Source organism: Treponema lecithinolyticum ATCC 700332 (assembly GCA_000468055.1).
GTDB classification, from domain to species: domain Bacteria; phylum Spirochaetota; class Spirochaetia; order Treponematales; family Treponemataceae; genus Treponema_C; species Treponema_C lecithinolyticum.
The window spans coordinates 231,947-251,117 of sequence record KI260554.1 but is presented as its reverse complement, the minus strand read 5'-3'; the positions used below and the strand labels follow the sequence as shown (position 1 = coordinate 251,117).

Annotated in this window: 15 protein-coding genes and 4 tRNA genes; 7 read left to right on the top strand and 12 right to left on the bottom strand. The window is 44.3% G+C overall.

Annotation, left to right across the window (positions count from 1 at the left end):
* The 4 genes from HMPREF9193_RS11140 to HMPREF9193_RS01765 all read right to left on the bottom strand — a co-directional run bounded on the left by HMPREF9193_RS11140 (nt 1) and on the right by HMPREF9193_RS01765 (nt 386).
* Nucleotides 1-84 (bottom strand) — tRNA-Ser (locus tag HMPREF9193_RS11140).
* A gap of 19 nt (nt 85-103) precedes the next feature.
* Nucleotides 104-177, bottom strand: a tRNA-Arg gene (locus tag HMPREF9193_RS01775).
* A 16-nt stretch (nt 178-193) separates the two neighbouring features.
* A tRNA-Ser gene (locus tag HMPREF9193_RS01770) sits at nt 194-281 on the bottom strand.
* A gap of 20 nt (nt 282-301) precedes the next feature.
* Nucleotides 302-386 (bottom strand) — tRNA-Ser (locus HMPREF9193_RS01765).
* Nucleotides 387-623: 237 nt separating this feature from the next.
* Between HMPREF9193_RS01765 and uxaC the strand changes: the two genes are divergently transcribed.
* The 4 genes from uxaC (at nt 624) to HMPREF9193_RS01745 (ending at nt 5,722) form a co-directional block, all read left to right on the top strand.
* Nucleotides 624-2,060 carry a glucuronate isomerase gene (gene uxaC / locus HMPREF9193_RS01760; protein WP_021686328.1) on the top strand — a complete coding sequence of 479 codons (1,437 nt, stop codon included), beginning with the start codon at nt 624-626 and terminating at the stop codon, nt 2,058-2,060.
* Entirely contained in the window at nt 2,051-3,136 is a 1,086-nt protein-coding gene (gene uxuA / locus HMPREF9193_RS01755; protein ID WP_021686327.1) for a mannonate dehydratase, read from the top strand. Before uxaC ends, uxuA begins: the two co-directional genes overlap by 10 nt.
* On the top strand, nt 3,133-4,731 hold the full coding sequence (locus HMPREF9193_RS01750) for a mannitol dehydrogenase family protein (protein WP_021686326.1): 1,599 nt from the start codon (nt 3,133-3,135) through the stop codon (nt 4,729-4,731). The genes uxuA and HMPREF9193_RS01750 overlap by 4 nt, the downstream gene beginning before the upstream one ends.
* A gap of 100 nt (nt 4,732-4,831) precedes the next feature.
* Nucleotides 4,832-5,722: a Cof-type HAD-IIB family hydrolase gene (locus tag HMPREF9193_RS01745; RefSeq protein WP_021686325.1), complete on the top strand. Its 891-nt coding sequence runs from the start codon at nt 4,832-4,834 to the stop codon at nt 5,720-5,722.
* A gap of 62 nt (nt 5,723-5,784) precedes the next feature.
* Here the strand turns inward: HMPREF9193_RS01745 and HMPREF9193_RS01740 are convergent, their stop codons facing one another.
* From HMPREF9193_RS01740 to HMPREF9193_RS01705, 8 genes are all read right to left on the bottom strand, one after another.
* Nucleotides 5,785-6,507 carry an amino acid ABC transporter ATP-binding protein gene (locus HMPREF9193_RS01740; RefSeq protein WP_021686324.1) on the bottom strand — a complete coding sequence of 241 codons (723 nt, stop codon included), beginning with the start codon at nt 6,505-6,507 and terminating at the stop codon, nt 5,785-5,787.
* Nucleotides 6,494-7,162 (bottom strand): amino acid ABC transporter permease, encoded by a 669-nt coding sequence (locus tag HMPREF9193_RS01735; protein WP_021686323.1) that lies wholly within the window; start codon nt 7,160-7,162, stop codon nt 6,494-6,496. The genes HMPREF9193_RS01740 and HMPREF9193_RS01735 overlap by 14 nt, the downstream gene beginning before the upstream one ends.
* 10 nt (nt 7,163-7,172) lie before the next feature.
* Entirely contained in the window at nt 7,173-7,952 is a 780-nt protein-coding gene (locus HMPREF9193_RS01730) for a transporter substrate-binding domain-containing protein (protein ID WP_040847215.1), read from the bottom strand.
* Nucleotides 7,953-8,063: 111 nt separating this feature from the next.
* The gene (locus HMPREF9193_RS01725) at nt 8,064-9,410 is read right to left on the bottom strand and encodes a sulfatase-like hydrolase/transferase (protein ID WP_021686321.1); all 1,347 of its coding nucleotides are present in this window, start codon (nt 9,408-9,410) and stop codon (nt 8,064-8,066) included.
* Between the two features lie 36 nt (nt 9,411-9,446).
* A complete protein-coding gene (locus HMPREF9193_RS01720) occupies nt 9,447-10,916 on the bottom strand; it encodes a sulfatase-like hydrolase/transferase (protein WP_051305969.1) in 1,470 nt (489 codons plus the stop codon).
* Nucleotides 10,917-10,920: 4 nt separating this feature from the next.
* Entirely contained in the window at nt 10,921-11,817 is an 897-nt protein-coding gene (locus tag HMPREF9193_RS01715; RefSeq protein WP_021686319.1) for a carbohydrate ABC transporter permease, read from the bottom strand.
* Between the two features lie 13 nt (nt 11,818-11,830).
* Nucleotides 11,831-12,757 (bottom strand): ABC transporter permease, encoded by a 927-nt coding sequence (locus tag HMPREF9193_RS01710; protein ID WP_021686318.1) that lies wholly within the window; start codon nt 12,755-12,757, stop codon nt 11,831-11,833.
* A gap of 16 nt (nt 12,758-12,773) precedes the next feature.
* Nucleotides 12,774-14,348, bottom strand: a complete 1,575-nt coding sequence (locus HMPREF9193_RS01705; protein ID WP_021686317.1) for a type 2 periplasmic-binding domain-containing protein — start codon at nt 14,346-14,348, stop codon at nt 12,774-12,776.
* 190 nt (nt 14,349-14,538) lie between these two features.
* Here HMPREF9193_RS01705 and HMPREF9193_RS01700 point away from each other — a divergent pair, with 190 nt between their 5' ends.
* The 3 genes from HMPREF9193_RS01700 (at nt 14,539) to HMPREF9193_RS01690 (ending at nt 19,168) form a co-directional block, all read left to right on the top strand.
* Nucleotides 14,539-14,841 carry an ArsR/SmtB family transcription factor gene (locus tag HMPREF9193_RS01700; RefSeq protein ID WP_021686315.1) on the top strand — a complete coding sequence of 101 codons (303 nt, stop codon included), beginning with the start codon at nt 14,539-14,541 and terminating at the stop codon, nt 14,839-14,841.
* Nucleotides 14,842-14,874: 33 nt separating this feature from the next.
* Nucleotides 14,875-16,878: a heavy metal translocating P-type ATPase gene (locus tag HMPREF9193_RS01695; RefSeq protein ID WP_084604337.1), complete on the top strand. Its 2,004-nt coding sequence runs from the start codon at nt 14,875-14,877 to the stop codon at nt 16,876-16,878.
* Between the two features lie 109 nt (nt 16,879-16,987).
* On the top strand, nt 16,988-19,168 hold the full coding sequence (locus tag HMPREF9193_RS01690; protein WP_051305968.1) for a putative glycoside hydrolase: 2,181 nt from the start codon (nt 16,988-16,990) through the stop codon (nt 19,166-19,168).
* Nucleotides 19,169-19,171 lie beyond the last annotated feature (3 nt).

Sequence of the window (19,171 nt, the reverse complement as noted above, 5' to 3'; positions counted from 1 at the left end):
GGAGAGAGGGGGATTCGAACCCCCGGTACCTTGCGGTACAACGGTTTTCGAGACCGCCCGAATCGACCGCTCTCGCATCTCTCCATACATAATGTTTTGTTTACGAGACTAAGAGGGTTCGAACCTCCGGCCTTCAGATCCGCAATCTGACGCTCTATCCAGCTGAGCTATAGTCTCATTTACCTTTTCGGTACGGAGCAGGGGGGATTCGAACCCCCGATACCCTTTAGGGGTATAACTCCTTAGCAGGGAGCCACCTTCGGCCTCTCGGTCACCACTCCAAAAAGAGCCTTTTAGGCCCCGGAGCAGGGGGGATTCGAACCCCCGGTACCTTGCGGCACAACGGTTTTCAAGACCGCCTCCTTAAACCACTCGGACACCGCTCCTTACAAGGGATAAGTTTATACTATTCGGGGCAGCCGTGTCAATGCCCACGCAGCAAAGTGACAAAAGTCCATCATTGGGCTTTGCTGCATTGTCGGCGAAAACAACACTGACAAACAGCGTCTATGGTGCAGCGGTACAGCTTCATTAAAAAATCCGATCAAGTAAAAAATCCTTGACAGCGCTCGACTGGAATGGTAGTATTTCAGTGAAATACGCAATCGAAAGGAGCGTTCGAGGTGTTTATACAAAAAAATTTTTTGCTTAAAACAAAAACGGCGCAAAAGCTTTACTTTGAGCATGCGCAAAAAATGCCGATAATCGACTATCACTGCCATTTACCGCCGGCAGAAATAGCCGAAAACAAACGATGGAAAAACATAACAGAACTGTGGCTTTCGGGCGACCACTATAAATGGCGCGCCATGCGCACATTCGGTGTGCCCGAACGTTTTATAACCGGAGACGCTTCTGACAAAGAAAAATTCGAAAAATATGCCGAAACCGTTTTTTACGCAATAGGCAACCCGCTGTACCACTGGACACATTTGGAATTAAGCCGCTATTTTAACATAAACGATATTTTAAGCCCCGCTACAGCTCATTCGATTTGGGAAAAAGCAAACGGAAAATTGGCAGACAGCGAATTCAGCGCACGGTCTTTAATAAAAAAATTCAATGTACGCTTTATCGGCACCACCGATGATCCTGCCGACGATTTACACTATCACAAACAAATTGCAAATATACAAGACTTTAACGTAAGCGTGTGTCCCACGTTCCGTCCCGACGGCGCCGTAAAAATAGAACTTGCTTCTTTTATACCGTGGCTTAACCGTCTCGAAAAAGCCGCAGGTTTTAAAATCGACAGCCGCTCTGCCTTGTTCCGCGCATTGAGCTCTCGCATGGATTATTTTGCCGAGCACGGCTGCCTTTCCTGCGACCACGGTCTTGATCGCATGGAATACGAAGCTGAAAAACTTTCATTAAAAAAAGGATTTAACGGCGATACTTTTGACGAAATTTTAGACAAACGCTTAAATGGCGGTGAACTGCAAACGGATGAAATCATCTTTTACAAAAGCTGTTTGTTACGCTTTTTAGGCAAAGAATATGCAAAGCGCGGCTGGGTTATGCAGCTTCACATCGGTGCGCTCAGAAACAACAACACAAAATATTTTGAAAAACTGGGAGCGGACACCGGCTTTGACTCCATCGACGACCGCCCATACGCGCATGAGCTTTCCGCTTTTTTAAACGATTTGGACTACACCGACGAATTGCCGAAAACCGTATTGTATAATTTGAACCCCGTGTTCAATTACATGCTCGCTTCCATGGCGGGAAATTTTCAAAGCGATATACGCGGCAAAATTCAATTCGGCTCGGGCTGGTGGTTTAACGACCAAAAAGACGGCATGGAAGCTCAGTTAAAAGCGCTGGCGAATTTGGGGCAACTATCGTGTTTTATCGGCATGCTCACCGATTCGCGCAGTTTTTTATCTTACACACGCCACGAATATTTTAGGCGCATTTTGTGTGCCGTGCTGGGGCAATGGATTGAAGACGGTGAATTTCCCGCCGACATAGCTTTTGCCGGTAAAATTACCGAAGACATTTGTTATAACAATGCTTTACAATATTTTGGAATACAAGGAGATAGCGCATGCAGATGACATGGCGTTGGTACGGGCGCGGAAACGACGATATAACGCTCGACCACATTAAACAAATTCCGGGCGTAGACGGTATTGTTTGGTCGCTTCACGATAAAACCGCCGGAGAAGAATGGGAAGAAAAACGCATAAACGACGAAGTTGCTTACATCCGCTCAAAGGGATTTAACGCCGATGTAGTTGAAAGCGTTAACGTGCACGACGATATAAAAATAGGAAACGCCGGCCGAGACACTTATATTGACATTTACATCGACACCATTGCAAAATTATCGCGCGCGGGTGTAAAGGTTATTTGTTATAACTTTATGCCTGTATTCGATTGGACGCGCACCGATTTATACAAAAGAATGGAAGACGGTTCAAACGCGCTTTTTTTTGAAAAAAAACTGGTAGACGGAGTTGCCCCGCAGGAAATCGTAGACAGGATTTTAAACGGCGCCGGAGAAAAAACAATGCCCGGCTGGGAACCGGAGCGTTTAAGCAAACTTGAAAATCTATTTGCCGCATACAAAGATGTAACCGATAAAGTATTAACGGAAAACTACAAATACTTTTTGCAAAAAATAATTCCTGCGTGCGAAAAATACGGCGTAAAAATGGCAGTGCACCCCGACGACCCGCCCTTCCCCATTTTCGGGCTGCCGCGCATTGTGCGCAGCGCGGAACACATTCAAAAAGTGCTTGACTTGGTAGACAGTCCCTTTCACGGCTTAACGTTGTGCACAGGCTCTTTGGGCTCAAGCTTACAAAATAACATACCCGAAATGGTACGGCGCTTTGCAAAACGCATTCACTTTATGCACGTGCGCAACGTTAAAGTATTCGACAACGGTGATTTTATCGAATGCTCCCACCGCGCATGTGACGGTTCGGTCGACACGGTAGAAGTTATGCGCGCTCTGCACGAAACAGGTTTTACCGGCTATGTCCGCCCCGACCACGGCAGACATTTGTGGGGAGAAGAAAAAACATGCCGTCCCGGCTACGGATTATACGACCGCGCGCTCGGCGTCATGTATTTACTGGGTGTGTGGGATACGATTACGCATAAAACAAACGGAGAAAAAAAATGAAACTGAACCGTAAAAATATAAGCGACAGCACTTTTTGGAAACAAAACGGCATAAAACTGCCGACTTTTGATATCGACGCCGTGCGCGCGAACACTGAAAAAAATCCGGTATGGCTGCATTTCGGCGCAGGAAATATTTTTAAAGCCTTTCCTGCACGGATTTATCAAACGCTTTTAAACGAAGGTATTGTAAAATCGGGTATTATCAGCGCCGAAACTTTTGACTTTGAAGTATCCGAAATTGCAAACGAATACGATTGTTTGCATTTAAGCGTGTTGATGAACCGCGACGGCAGTTTGGATACCACACTTGTCGCTTCGGTTGTGCAAGCGCTCACTTCCCGCACGGACAACGGCGATTTTGAAAAGTGCGCCGCCATTTTTGAAAACCCGTCGTTGCAAATGGTAAGCTATACCATTACGGAAAAAGGCTATGCACTTACGAATTTAAACGGCGATTATATTCCCCTTGTGGAACGCGACATACAAAACGGTCCGTCTCAAAGCGTCCACGCGATGAGCGTTTTAACGTCCCTTTTATACCGCCGCTACAAAGCAGGGGCATACGCACTGACCGTCGTCAGCATGGACAACTGTTCTCACAACGGCGACAAAATAAAAAATGCCGTTTTAGACATTGCCGGAAAATGGAAGCAAAACGGATTTACGGATGAAGGTTTTATAAGCTATTTAAACGACCGTACAAAAATCGCTTTTCCGCTGACTATGATAGACAAAATAACGCCGCGCCCCTCGGAAAAGGTAAGCAGCCGTTTAAGCGCAATGGGATTGGAAAACATGGACATCCGCATAACGGCTAAAAAAAGTTATGCGGCGCCCTTTGTTAATGCGGAAACGCTTGAATACTTGGTTGTAGAAGACACTTTTCCCAACGGCAGACCGCCGCTTGAAAAAGCCGGCGTATTGTTCGGAACGCGCGACACGGTTAACAAAACCGAAACGATGAAAGTCGGCTCATGCTTAAACCCCCTGCACACTGCTCTTGCCGTTACCGGCTGCCTGTTAGGCTATACATCCATAGCCGAAGAAATGAACGATCCGGTACTGGTAAAACTGATAAAAAAAATAGGGTATGATGAAGGCTTAAAAACGGCAATCGATCCGGTTATCATACGCCCAGAACGCTTTCTCGACGAAGTAATCAACGAACGCTTTGTAAATCCCAACATACCCGATACCCCGCAGCGCATTGCGACGGACACCTCGCAAAAGCTTGCCGTACGTTACGGAAAAACAATTGAAGCCTATTGCAGCAGAGGCGATCTAAACGTGCAGGATTTAACCGGTATTCCTTTGGCAATCGCCGCGTGGCTGCGTTATTTACTCGGAATCGACGACAGCGGAAAACCGATGGAATTAAGTCCCGATCCGCTGCTTGCCGACTTAAAAAAAGAATTAAGCGGTATAAGCTTGGGCAGCACAAATGCCGACGTGCGCTCAATACTGACCAATAAACAAATATTCGGTATTGATTTGTACGAAGCCGGTTTGGGAGAAAAAGTAACGGCATTTTTTACCGAAATGCTTGCTTCTCCCGGCGCGGTACGTAAAACGCTTGAAAAATATACGGCTTAGCTTAGCACTTTTCGGCGTGTGTACGGTATCGCATAGCAAACACACCGGCGCACGCCGCATTCTATAGTGCAGACGGCAAAACTGTGATATACTTAAGGGTATGAATACCACACACAAATCGGCTTGTGCCGGCATAAACGGCGCAGCAGCACAAGCCGAAAGCGGCAAGTGCATAAAGGCAAGCATTATAGCGCTCGACTTGGACGATACGCTTCTAAAAGATGATTTAACGATATCGGATTACACAGTCGGCGTTTTGCAAAAAGCCGTACAGCAGGGCATATACATTACTTTATGCTCCGGCAGAAGCGATAACGCCATACTGCCGTATGTCCGCCGGATGGACATAGCAGGAACGCAGCAAGGGCGCTACATTATTTCGCAAAACGGTACGGAAATCAGCGATTTGCATAAAAGAGAAGTAATTTACAGCCGCATTCTCGATGCTTCGATTTTAAAACATATTTACCGCAAAGCAAACGAACGTAATTTGGTAAGCCAAGTATACGACGCAAGTACCATTTACATACCTTTTTTAAATGAATGGTCAAATGTCGACGCAAAGCTTAGCGGTTTAAAACAAAAAGTTGTTGCCGATTACGAAACCTTTCTTACACAAGGTTTTCACAAAATGGTTGTTCCCGGAGAGCCTGAAGTTTTACAAGTGTTCCAAAACGAACTTAAAAACGAATTAAAAGAGCACTGCGTTATATTTACCAGCAAACCGTATTTTTTGGAAATTTTACCCAAAGAGTCCGGCAAAGGCGAAGCGCTTATATGGCTGGCAAAACGGCTTAACATTAGCCAAGAACATACGATGGCGTTCGGCGACAGCATGAATGACGAATCGATGATACGGCTTGCAGGCTGCAGCGTTGCAATGAAAAACGGTGCGGACAAAATAAAAAAACTTGCCTGCCGCGTAAGCGATTATACAAACGACGAAGACGGAGTTGCCCGTTTTATCGACGCATACGTTTTATCGCAATAAGCAAAATAAGCTGAATAAGTACGATAAGTACGGTTTACAGCACTGCTCGGTATGAGCCGTGCTTACAGCACACACTGTAAAAATTGTTTAAGCCGTTCGTTTTGCGGATGATTAAAAATATCGTCCGGACTGCCCTTTTCGGCTACGACGCCGCCGTCCATAAAAAGCACTGTATCGGCAACTTCTTTAGCAAAACCCATTTCGTGAGTAACAACCGCCATAGTCATACCCTCGCCGGCAAGCTCTTTCATAAGGGCAAGCACTTCGCCGACCATCTCCGGGTCAAGCGCGCTCGTCGGTTCATCAAACAGCATAACATCCGGATTCATCGCTAAAGAACGCACAATCGCAATACGTTGCTTTTGACCGCCCGATATGCGCGATGGATACACATCGGCTTTGTCTGCCAAACCTATCCGTTCCAAAAGTGCCATCGCTTTAGAGCGCGCTTGTTCTTTTGTAGCCAGTTTTTGCGTTACCGGCGCAAGCATAATATTTTGCAATACGGTTAAATGCGGAAATAAATTAAAATGCTGAAACACCATACCCATTTTGCGTCGTACGGCATCTATGTCAACCTTTTTATCGGTTAATTCAATACCTTCAAAACGTATGCTGCCTCCGCTCGGAAACTCCAAAAGATTAAGACAGCGCAAAAACGTACTTTTACCCGAACCGGACGGTCCGATAATAACAACCTTTTCGCCTTGCCGGATGGTTTCCGTAATACCGTTTAACACATGTAAAGAACCGAAATCTTTTGTTAAATCTTTAACTTCTATCACTTTGCGCCAGCCTTTGTTCAAAAAGCGAAAACAGTTTTGTAAGCCCCAGCGTTATGGTTAAATACAAAACGGCAACCGACAACAGCGGAAACCATGCATTGTATGTAGCGTTGCGGATCATATCTCCCGCTTTGGTTAAGTCGGCAACGGCAATAAAACTTGCTACCGCCGTTTCTTTTATCAATGTAATAAACTCGCTCGTATACGGGGGTAATACGGCTTTAACCGCTTGCGGAAAAACGATTTTAACGAGCGTTTGATTGCGCGACAAACCGAGCGAGCGCCCCGCTTCCGTTTGCCCTGCCGGCACGCCCTGAATTCCTGCGCGGAATATTTCGGTACAATACGCCCCTGAGTTTATACCGTAGGCAATAACGGCGACAGTCAAGCGATCCAGTCCCAACGGTGCGAATATTACAAAGTAAAAAATCATTAACTGGGTAGCAAGAGGAATACCGCGGATTAAAGTTGTATAAGAAGTGGCAACGGCACGCAAAAAAGCACTTTGAGAAATTTTACACAAAGCGAATATGCAGCCGAGCATGGTACCGATAAGGATTGCGCACAAAGATATATACATGGTTACGCCCAAGCCTTGGAACAACAGTTTCCAGCGGTCAAAGGCGATTATGGTATCATAAAAAGATTGAAACACCGCTTTTCCTTTATTTTTTAACGATGATAACTTGTTCGCTTTCGTAATACGGAGCGGAAAAATCGACGTTTTTTTTGCGCTCTTCGGTTACCGACATTCCCGCTGCAATAAAATCGATGGAGCCGGAAGCCAAAGCTGGAATAAGACTGTCAAAATCCATATCGATAACTTCCAAAGAAGCTGCGCATTCTTTTGCAATATATTGTCCCATCGTAATATCAAAACCGACTACGTCAAAACCCTGCACGTACTCAAACGGCGGAAATGCTGAATTTGTTCCCAATTTGAGTGTTTTTCCTTGAGCGGGAGCTAAGGGAACAAGCGGGATTGTTATTTTGCCGTCGACCGGCATAAAAGAAGCGACAAGTTTTTCGTACGTTCCGTCCGATTTTAAACTTTGTATCGTTTTATTTATAGACGACAACAATTGTTCATTCCCTTTTTTTACCGCAATAGCATAGGATTCCCGTGCAAATTTATCGGCTACAATCGTTAAATCGCCGTTACGTGCGACAATTTCCTTTGCCGGAAGTTCATCCAATACAACCGCATCTATGGCGCCGTTTTTTAAATCGAGGGCGGCATCCATCCCCGTTTTAAAAGAAATCAATTGTGCATCTTTTATGTGTTCTTGTACATACAGCTCTCCGGTAGTTCCTGCTTGTACGCCGATACGTTTTCCTGCCAAATCGGCAGCACAAGTAATAACGGCTTTTTCATGAGAACCGAGCGCCGGCAACAGCACACAAATCGACGATAAAAAAATTAAAACACTTGCAATTTTTTTCATAATACACCTCTGTATTTTAGTATACATAAAAATTGCATAACGTCAAGTATTTTTGCATATTTATGCAGTTTTATACGTAAAAACCGCTTGTTTTAAAGTTTTTTTGTATACTCAATACCCCAATTCGTTTTTTTTCAAACGAAACCGGCGTACCGCTTCGCAGTAAGTGTCGTCATCTATAAAGTTCTGCGTTTCTGTAGGATTTTTTAACAAATCAAACAATACTTCCGAATCAGTTTCGCCGTAGTATTGATATTTCAAATTGTCTTTTTTAATCATTACGTTCGCAAAGCCGCCGACATCTTTAAAATGGCTGACCGTTTCGTTGTCCCATGGGGCGCCGGCAGTTTCCATCAGCGGAACCAAACTGCGGCTGTCCAAACCTTCGGGAACGCTCGTGCCGGTTAATTCGCATAAAGTTGCGAATATGTCACATAAATTAACGTTTTTTTCAACCCTGTGTGCTGTAAATTTTTTAGGCCAGCGGATAAACAACGGCACTTTAACGCTTGCTTCAAAAAACTTTTGTTTTTCCCATACGCCGTGCTGCCCCAGCATTTCGCCGTGGTCGCTGGTATAAATGATAATCCAATCGTCTATGTTTTGCCCCGCATGTTCAAGCGCTTCTATAATTGTGCCGAAATCGCTGTCCGCACTTTCTATCATACCGTAATATGCGGCAACGGCACGGCGCGCTTCACGCTCGCTGACGTCTTTTCCGATTTGCACACGGTGCCGGCTTAAAAACGGATGGTCAAACACGGTATCTTTATCGTACAGCGGTACTCGGTTTAAATAATAAGAAAAGAGCCGTTCCGATGTAAAATACGGATAGTGCGGACGGTTAAAACTGACTTTTAAAAGCAAGGGTTGTTCCGTATTTGCACGGTCGTAATAAGCGTCAACAAAACGGTCTTTTATAAAGTTTAAAGCTCCTAAAAGCGCATAGGAATCTGCCGCTTGAGAGGCACAGTTTTCTCCGACGCCGGCTCGTTTTATTTCTTTTGCATTCGACCATTTTTCAAAGCCGGCAATCTTATAGTCGGCTTGTACGCTCTTTTGCCGTGTATAACCGGGTATGTAGTGCGGATCTATTTTTATATCGGCTCCCATCCGCATAGTCCATCCCTGCATTTGGTCGCCTCCCATGTGGTGCAGTTTTCCGCATGCAACCGTTTCATAACCTGCCGCAGCCAAACAGCGGGCAAAGGTCATAGAGCCGGCAGGTAAATCCTGTCCATATTCTTCGCATCCGCAGTGTTTGGGCAAACACCCGCTCATAAGACATTGCCGTGCGGGAATGCATATAGGACTGGGCGTATACGCGTTGTTAAAAACAACCGCTTGTTTTGCCAAAGAATCGAGTACGGGAGTTTTAATTATGCGGTTTCCCGCATAACCGAGAACATCAAAACGGTGCTCGTCGCACATTAAAAACAAAATATTCGGTTTTTTCATACGCACTCCGCTCACAACTCCGGCAAAACGTAAATTTTACAATAATGCGGATAAAGGCGGCGGCAGTTTGTTTTTGTCAAAATGAAGCTTTTTAAAATGCTCCGCCATTTTTACCGTCAGTTTTCCAATAACCGGTTGATAGGCTTTATTATAAAATAAATTGTGCATTTGGTCGATGTCGTTTTTTCTATCAAATAAAATATGATCTTTAAACTCTTTTTGATTTTGCCATCCGCTTCCCACGTAGGCAAGTTCGTATTCTCTCGTTAAAATTCCTGCGCGCGGCACATCGTTTGGGTGAATAAAAACAGCTTCTTCCCAATCGGCGCTGTCGTGCTCAAACAAACACGAAACGTCCCGCCCCTGCTCTTGGGCGGAAAGCGGCAAATCTAATAAATTTAAAAGCGTCGGCTGAAAATCAACGATAGAAACATAAGTGTTTATAACGCTTCCCGCACCGATTTTTCCGGGAAAACTGATAATCAAGGGTATGCGGTATACGCTTTCGTACAAATTGTTTTTTTCCAATAACCCGTGCTCTCCCATATAATCGCCATGGTCGCTGGTAAAAACCATAACGGTGTTGTCGTAGATATTACAATCCTTTAAACAGCGGATAATGCGCCCGACGTTATCGTCTACGCAAGCAACTTCTCCGCAATACTGCGCTTTTATTTTACGAAACTTTTTTTCCCGATCGCTCATATCAATGGGAAAATAGCGATGCCTGCCCCATTCGTCGTTTTCCGCCCAATCCGGCAGCGTGCGCTCATAAAAAGATACGGGCACTTTTACGTTTTCAGGTGCAAACAAAGTATCATAGGGAGCGCGTACTGTGTACGGCTGGTGCGGATCGGGTATGCTCAGCATAAGCAAAAACGGCTCTGTCTGCGTTTCGCCGGATTTTTTCACGTATGCGCATATTTTTTCTATAGCTTTATCGGTTAAAAAATCGGTTGTATACTGCGCACCGGAACCGATAACGGTATCGTTTTCTTCTATACGGGGGCGCTTACCATCACTGCTACATTCCTTGTCTCCGGCTCGGCTGCCGTCCTTTTCGGCAAAAGCGTTGTGCGCGGACTCACAATCGGTATCAGTAATTTTTTTGCTGTGGCTGCAATTAAACATACAAGAACAGTCGTCAAAACCCATAGACTGTTCACGACTAAGCCAAAACGGTTTTTCAGCTCCGGCTAAGTGCCATTTTCCCACATACGATGTCCGGTAACCGTTTTCTTTCATAATTTGTGCAAATGTTTTTACACAAGGTCGTATCGGCACATCGTTACGATACGCTCCGTGCGTATGCGGATACTGCCCCGACATAAAGCAGCCGCGCGAAGGAGTGCATACTGCACTGACGGTATAAAAATTATCGAAGCGTGATCCCGTGTTCGCTATGCTGTCTATGTGCGGAGTACTGATTTCCGTACCGCCGTAACAGCTTAAAGTCCATGTACTTTGCTGATCCGTTTGTATGATAAGTACATTCGGGCGTTTCATTTGTTTATTTAATCGCCCCTATCATTATCCCTTTTACAAAATGTTTTTGTACAAAAGGATATATCATTAAAACGGGCAAAGAAGAAACGATAATAACTCCGTATTTAATGGTTCTGGCGATTTGTTCAATACGCTGTATCAATTCCGGATCGGTAATCGATGTGTCGATTGTTTGTCCGGAAATAAGAATATCGCGTAAAATCAATTGCAGCGGATATAATTTTACATTGTTTATGTAAATCAATCCGTTAAAAAACGCATTCCAGTGGTACACCGCATAGTACAATCCTATAACGGCGATAATGGATTTTGAAAGCGGCACAACAACGGCGGTAAAATATTGAAAAACCGAACACCCGTCGACTTCCGCAGCTTCTTGAAGCTCTTTGGGTAAAGAATTAACATAAAAAGAGCGGGTTATAATTAAATTAAATACCGAAAAAGAACCCAATACAATCAATACAAAGCGCGTATTAACCAAACCTAGATTTTTTACAACCAAATATTTGGGGATTAATCCGCCGCTAAAATACATGGTAAACACAAAAAAAAGCATAATAACGGCTTTACCTTTTAAATCGCTGCGCGATAAAGCGTAGCCGCTGGGAACGGTTATAAATAAAGCAAGCAATGTGCCGCACACTGTATATACAATCGTATTTATATAGCCGCGCAAAATACGCACATCGTGCAAAATATAACCGTAGCCTTCAAAATTAACTCCCTTCGGTAAAAACCATACTTGACCGCTGCTTACCAAATCAGGATCACTGATTGAAGCGATTACTACAAAGTATAAGGGATATAGCAAAGCAACCAAAGTCAGCGATATTATACAAACAACAAAAATATCAAAGGCTTTATCGTTATGCAGGGGATTTTGAAGTACGCTCTTTTTCATTTTTTTCCTTTACTCACACAATTCCGACGTTTGTCATTTTTTTTGAAACTTTGTTGATTGTCAAAAGCAGCGCAAAATTGATAATATTGTTAAACAAACCGATTGCCGCAGAAAGACTGAATTGTCCGCTTTGAATACCGATTTTGTACACATAGGTTTCTATAATTTCAGAATAATCCAAATTCAAATTATTTTGCAGCAAAAACGCTTTTTCAAAGCCGAGACTCATAATTCTGCCTACGTTTAAAATCAACAGCATAACCGCAGTCGGCATAATCGACGGCCAATCGATGTGAATAATGCGCTGCACTTTGCTCGCTCCGTCGAGGATTGCCGCTTCATGAGTTTTCGGATCTACGCCGCTTAAAGCTGCTATATAGATAATCGAATTCCAACCCATTTGCTGAATTACACCCGACCATACGTATACGTGCCTAAAATTTTCGGCTTTAGTCATAAACCCGACAGGCTTTATGCCGAACAAACCCAAAAACTGATTGTAAATACCGTCGGTTCCCAACAACACAAAAAGCATGCCGCAAAAAACAACTGTAGAAATAAAGTGCGGTGCATAGGTTACCATCTGCGTTACTTTTTTTAAGCGAACGTTTTTAGTGTAATTTAAAAGCAGTGCAAGCACTATGGGAATAGGGAAACCGGCAACCAAAGCATAAAAGCTTAACAGCAGGGTATTTTTTAACAGCGTTGTAAACTGGTAGGAGTCAAAAAAGACTTTAAAATATTTAAAGCCTGCCCACGGGCTGCCGGCAAACCCGAGGCTCGGCTTAAAATCTTTAAAAGCGATTTGTATGCCGTACATGGGCATATAATCGAACAGCACCGTGTACAACACGGCGGGCAGCAAAAAAAGATACAGCATGTACGTTTTTTTTATGTATTGTATAAACCCCGTCTTTTTATGCAGTCCTCGTGCGTTCACCGTGCTTTCCTTTTATTTATTTCTTTTTTTGTCCGTCAACGAATTCCTGACACAATTTTGTGTATTCGTCAACTTTTAATTTTTTAAGCGTTTCCAAATGTTTTTCCCAACCCTTGTCATCAATACCGTCTACGATGGAGGTTGCAATAAATTTATTCAAATAGTTATCGATATCGGCTAAAAGCACAATCCGTTTGCTTGCATTTTCCGCAGTTGAAAACCCCGGAGGAAGCGCACGTACGCCATAACCGTTATCAAGTACTTTTTTGTTCAATTCCGGTTTTAAGTGCTTTTCGCCGCTCATTTTACCGAAAAAAGACAAGTCAAGGTAAGCCGGTGATTTTCCCGCAAAAGACTGAATGTTGCGCAATTCGGCTTTGTTTGCCGCACCGTATTTTTTTTGGATTGCCGGATCATTCAGTATGATTATCTTATCGGAAACCCCTTTGTTTTCGTACTTCCAGCCTTCGTTTTCAACTCCGCGGTTCCACGCCAGTATAGTGTCAACGTCCTTATTGCAATAATCGTACCAACGCACCAAAGCTCCGGGATTTTTACATGCTTTGGTAATACTGAATCCGTCGGTATGTTCTATATTGTTTATTCCCATCGTAATAGTACCGTCTTTGGCTGCCAACAACAACGGTATCCACGGTTTTTGTTTATCGTAAGTAATTACTACACCGTACTTATTTACGCTTTCCGATAGTTTTGCTTTATACTGGTCTTGACTGTGCGTAAAACATTCGCCGTCTATTAAACCGTCTTTATACAAATCATGAAAATATTTTAATGCTTCATAATAAGCCGGTTGTTTTGACGCAAACGTAACCTTGCCGTCTTTTGTCATTACGTGGGCTGCGCTTTCAAACACACCGAAAGCGGAAAAAGCGTTTTCCATACCGTCGCCCCAGCCCCATACACCGCGGAAAGTCATCGGCACTTCGTCTTTTGTATCGCCGTTCCCGTTCGGATCTCCGTCTTTAAAAGCTTGCAAAACCGCTCTCAGTTCTTCGGCATTTTTCGGTACGTCTTTACCGACCGCTTTTAACCAGTCGCCGTTAATATACGGCTGGGCATCGATAACATTCCAATACGTTTCATCCCCTTTCGGCAAACTGTAAATATGACCGTCCGGAGCTCTCAGTAATTCCCAGTACTCGGGACGCGAATTTAAAAAAGCCACAACATGCGGTGCTATTTCTTCAGTTAAAAAATCGTCCAGCGGCGTAAGCTGTTGATATTTTTCGTCGATTTTAAGGTCGCCTAAAAAAGCGTCCGGCAAAGAATCGGCGCTAAACAAAATATTTACTTTTTCTTCCCAACTGGAAGAGGCAACTTCAATAAAGTTGGTAACCACATTCGTTTCTTCAATTGCTTTTTTAACAACGGCTTTGTCGTTTGCCGCTACAACAGGCGACAACTGCGAAACGTAAATGTCGAATGTTTCTTTTTCATTCAAAATGGGGTAACCGCTGTGGTTGAATTTTCCCATTACATCACCGCTTAATTTTGCACTGTTCGATGCTTTCGTGCACGATGTAAAAAACACAGCACATAACAAAAAAAGCGTCAGTTTAGATGTTTTCATATATCCTCCGTTAGTCTACCAGTATATAGTTTAACCGACTTTTTTCAATACGGATAATTGATTTTTTATACTAAAAACTGATACACATACCGGCATAAACAATTTTAATACAGAGTTTTTCTTGACAAAAAAGCCTACACGTTTTATAATAATAACAAATGAACAGCTGTTCAAATAAAAGGATGTTGCTATGTCTAAACAGCATAAAATTCCCGATGAAGAAACCCTGTATGATTTGGCGGACTTATTTAAAATTTTCGGCGACACAACGCGCATAAAAATTTTGTATACGCTGCGCAAACAAGAACTGTGCGTAAACGAATTGGCACAGTCACTGGCAATGACGCCGTCGGCAGTTTCGCACCAACTTAAGATTCTTAGACAAAGTAAATTGGTAAAAAACCGCAGAGAAGGAAAGTCTTTGTTTTATTCACTGAATGACAACCACGTAGTAACTATAGTCGATCAGGGAATGGAACATATTTGCGAATAAACATAACACACACCGTATCCGCAAGGAGGATTTATGGCTCACTGTCACACCCACACATATACACAGCCGCATACCCATGATCACAACCATACGTGTTCATGCGGCTGTGACCACGGAAGCGAAAATCATATAATACTGCGCATTGTGCTGTGCGTTGCAAGCTTTGCTGCAGTACACGCAGCGCTGCACTTTATAGTGTCGTTGCAAAGGTTCAGCGCGGCTTTTTATCTTATTCCCTATGCTATAATCGGGTACGACGTTTTATTGCGTGCGGTAAAAAACATATTTCACGGCGAAATTTTTGATGAAAACTTTTTAATGAGCTGCGCGACAATCGGTGCGCTTATATTGGGCGAATACACCGAAGCATGTGCTGTTATGCTGTTTTATCAAACCGGAGAAATGCTGCAAGACTATGCCGTAACGCGTTCAAAAAAATCCATAAGCGCTTTAATGGACATCCGCCCCGATTACGCAAATATAAAAAAAGACGGGTCTTTACTGAAAGTCACTCCCGATACGGTAACGGTAGGCAGCACGATTATCGTAAAACCGGGAGAAAAAGTTCCTTTAGACGGGGTTGTTGCGGACGGCTCAAGCGAATTGAATACGGCAGCTCTTACCGGAGAAGCGCTGCCGCGCTTTGTGCAAACCGGAGACACCGTACTGAGCGGATGCGTCAATTTAAGCGGCGTGCTAACGCTCACCGTTACAAAACCATTCGGCGAATCGACTGTTTCCAAAATTCTTTGCATGGTTGAGCACGCTGCGGAAAAAAAAGCCAAAACAGAAGCTTTTGTTACCCGTTTTGCGCATATATACACGCCGCTTGTTGTGTTTTGCGCGATAGCGTTGGCAGTGATTCCGCCTCTCGTTTTTGCGGCGGCATGGCAAACATGGATTGAACGCGCATTGATTTTTTTAGTTATATCCTGCCCGTGCGCACTGGTTATTTCCGTTCCGCTCGGTTTTTTTGCAGGTATAGGCTGCGCATCAAAAAACGGAATTTTAATCAAAGGCGGCAATTACCTTGAAGCTTTATCTCATTTAAAAACTGCCGTATTCGATAAAACGGGAACCCTTACACGCGGCGTATTCAGCGTAACCGCCGTACACGCCGACAAAATAAACGAAGAACGCTTATTGGAATTAACCGCCATAGCCGAACGCTATTCAAACCATCCTATCAGTGTGTCCATAAAAGACGAATACAAAAAGCGCACCGGCTCCAATGTCGGCGGCCCGCTGTTTGAAAAGCGCGTGCAAAACGTAAGCGAAATTGCCGGTTTGGGCATACGCGCAACGGTAGACGGTTTACCCTTGTGCGCCGGAAACAGCCGGTTTATGGACAGCGAAAACATCAAATGGCGCGAATGCAGTCAATTCGGAACCATTATCCATGTCGCCGTCGCCGGTGAATATGCAGGGCATATAGTCATCTCCGACGAACCGAAAGAACAAGCCGCCGAAGCGATAGAGCAGTTAAAAAAACTAGGAGTAAAACATACCGTTATGCTCACCGGCGACGGCAAAAAAGCGGGGGAACACATAGCAGAGCGGCTGCACATAGATGAAGTATACACCAATTTGCTTCCCGGCGGCAAAGTCGAAATAGTGGAAAAACTTTTAGAAAATCAGCATAATACCGCGCCTCATTTTGGCAGTACAAAAAAAGAGGCTGCAGGCACTTTATCTTTTGCCGGCGACGGCATAAACGATGCTCCCGTTTTGGCAATAGCCGACATAGGCATTGCAATGGGTGCATTGGGTTCCGATGCGGCGATAGAAGCCGCCGACGTCGTATTAATGGATGATAATCCTGCAAAAATGCCGCTGAGCGTACGCATAGCGCGGCGCACGGTGCGGATTATAAAACAAAACATCGCATTTGCGTTGGGCATAAAAATATGCGTGCTGGTATTGGGCGCATTGGGTTTTGCAAATATGTGGGCTGCCGTGTTTGCCGATACGGGGGTTGCTCTTCTTGCCGTCGTTAATTCTATGCGGGCATTAAAAATACGGCAAAGCGCCGTATAGCCCGTATAAAAGACAAAAGCGATGCACAAAGGCGGAGATTAAAAGCCGCTTATACCGCGATATCGCCCCTTTTCCCGCATAAGCGTTTTATGCTAAAATCGAAACCGATATGAAACGCTTATGTAAACAATGTTGTCTTTTTTTTGTATTAAGCTTGTGCTTGTCGCCGGTTTTTACTCATATTCCGCCCTCGTATAACGAAACCCTCGTCGGCACGGACAAGGGTTTGTTCGCTTTATCTTCACTTGCATCGGTTCCTCTGTGGACACACGGCGCCGTCGATAAAATTTTATACTCAAACGGATGGTTTTTTTTAACTTCAAAAGGCGTTGTATTCAGTTCCGATTTAAAAACATTCGAACTGCGCAACAACGGACTGCCGGTAAACACGATAAAAGAATACGAAAACGGAAAAAAAACTTTTATATACGAAGTTCGCCCTCTTAAAGATTTGGAGCTGTTAAACGGTTCAACTCAAGTATTGGTAACGCTTACCAAAAATGAAGTTTTTATAACGAAGGACGCAGGACTGCACTGGGCTTCGCTCGGCTTTAATTCAAAAACGGCGGGAGCAAAAGCGGTATGCGCCGCCATGCTCGATGAAAAAACCCCATCCGGTTCAAAAAAGGTACTAACCGTTTTTTTATCGCATCCTTTGTTCGGACTTTCATATATTCACCCCGACGCCCCAGGCGCAAAATGGATCGATTTAACTGCAGGCTTTGAGTTAATGCCCTCGCTTACAAATATCGACGAAATTTCGGACATAACCGCTTTATCGGCACGCAATCAAAACGGCGAAGAGACAACCGAAATATATGCAACGCAAACCTTTTTACCGCGGTTGTACCGCTTGGATTGGAAAAACAAACGCGGAATAACGATTGCAAAAGGTACCGAACCTGCCGACACGTGGGACAGCCTAAGCGCCGTCGGCAAGCGCCTTGCCTTTATGAGCATGGAAGGCATAATCGTATACGACACGGCAAGCGATACCGTTGTACCGCAAACCGGCGGCATGGAAAAAATTATGCGCCTATTAAACGGCATTCAAAACGAAGTACGCTGCGGCTGGTTCCCCTCATGGTTAACCGGATTGGACGCCCCTCTTTCATTAAGCGAACTTTGGCTTGCAAAAGCGGCTTACATCCATTCCGACTACGCTTCTCAAATCGGCGGCAAAAAAAGCATATACGTACCGGCAGGGCAAGTGCGTACACAAGAAGGTATAGACAAGTTTGCAAACATTATCGAATCAAACAAATTAAACAGTTTGGTTATAGACATGAAAGACGACTACGGTTTGCTGCGCTACCGCTCTTCCGACGAATTTGTTTTGCAAAAAGCAACCGAAAGCATGTACGCACTCGATATAGACGCTTTTATAAAAACTTTTAAGGAAAAAAACGTATACCTTATTGCACGCATTGTCGTTTTTAAAGACCGCAATTTATACCGTTACGCAGGCGGAAAATATGCGGTGTGGGATTCCCGAAAAAAAGCGCCGTGGCTGGGTATAAAGGGCGTTGAAGAAGTAGTCGACGAAAACGGTGCGGTAACCGGCACGCAAAACGCTTTTTACGATGAACATTGGGTAGACCCGTATTCGGAAGAAGTATGGGAGTACAATGCTGCCATAGCAAAAGAATTGATTCACAAAGGTTTTGACGAAATTCAATTCGATTATATCCGATTTCCCACCGACGGAAAAAACATCGCCGATACTTCGTACCGCTGGAAAGACAAGGGTATGGATATGGAAAGCGCGCTTATTTCGTTTTTATCGTATGTACGCAAAAACATTCGGGCACCCATAGGTATAGACATTTACGGGGCAAACGGATGGTACCGCAGCAGCGCGCGCACGGGGCAGGATGTGGAATTAATGAGTCCGTATGTAGATGTTATTTGTCCGATGCTATACCCCAGTCATTTTGAACAAAGTTTTTTAGCCTATGAACCGATTGCCGAACGCCCGTACCGCATTTATTTTTACGGCGCATACCGCAATACGGTTATAGCCCGCCGGCGCGTTTTAGTGCGCCCGTGGGTTCAAGCGTTTTATTTGAACGTATCTTTTGACCGCAAGTTTTACAATAAAGATTATGTGCTGCGCGAAATTTTCGGCGTGCGCGATTCGGTAGACAACGGTTATATGTACTGGAACAATTCGGGGCGCTATGTAGACATAGATACCGATATCGGAAGCATGCAAGACGGCGCGGCATACCCGTGGGAAAAAGCCGAACGTGATGCAGGCTTACGCAAACCGGCGCTTTCTGGATTTTAATTT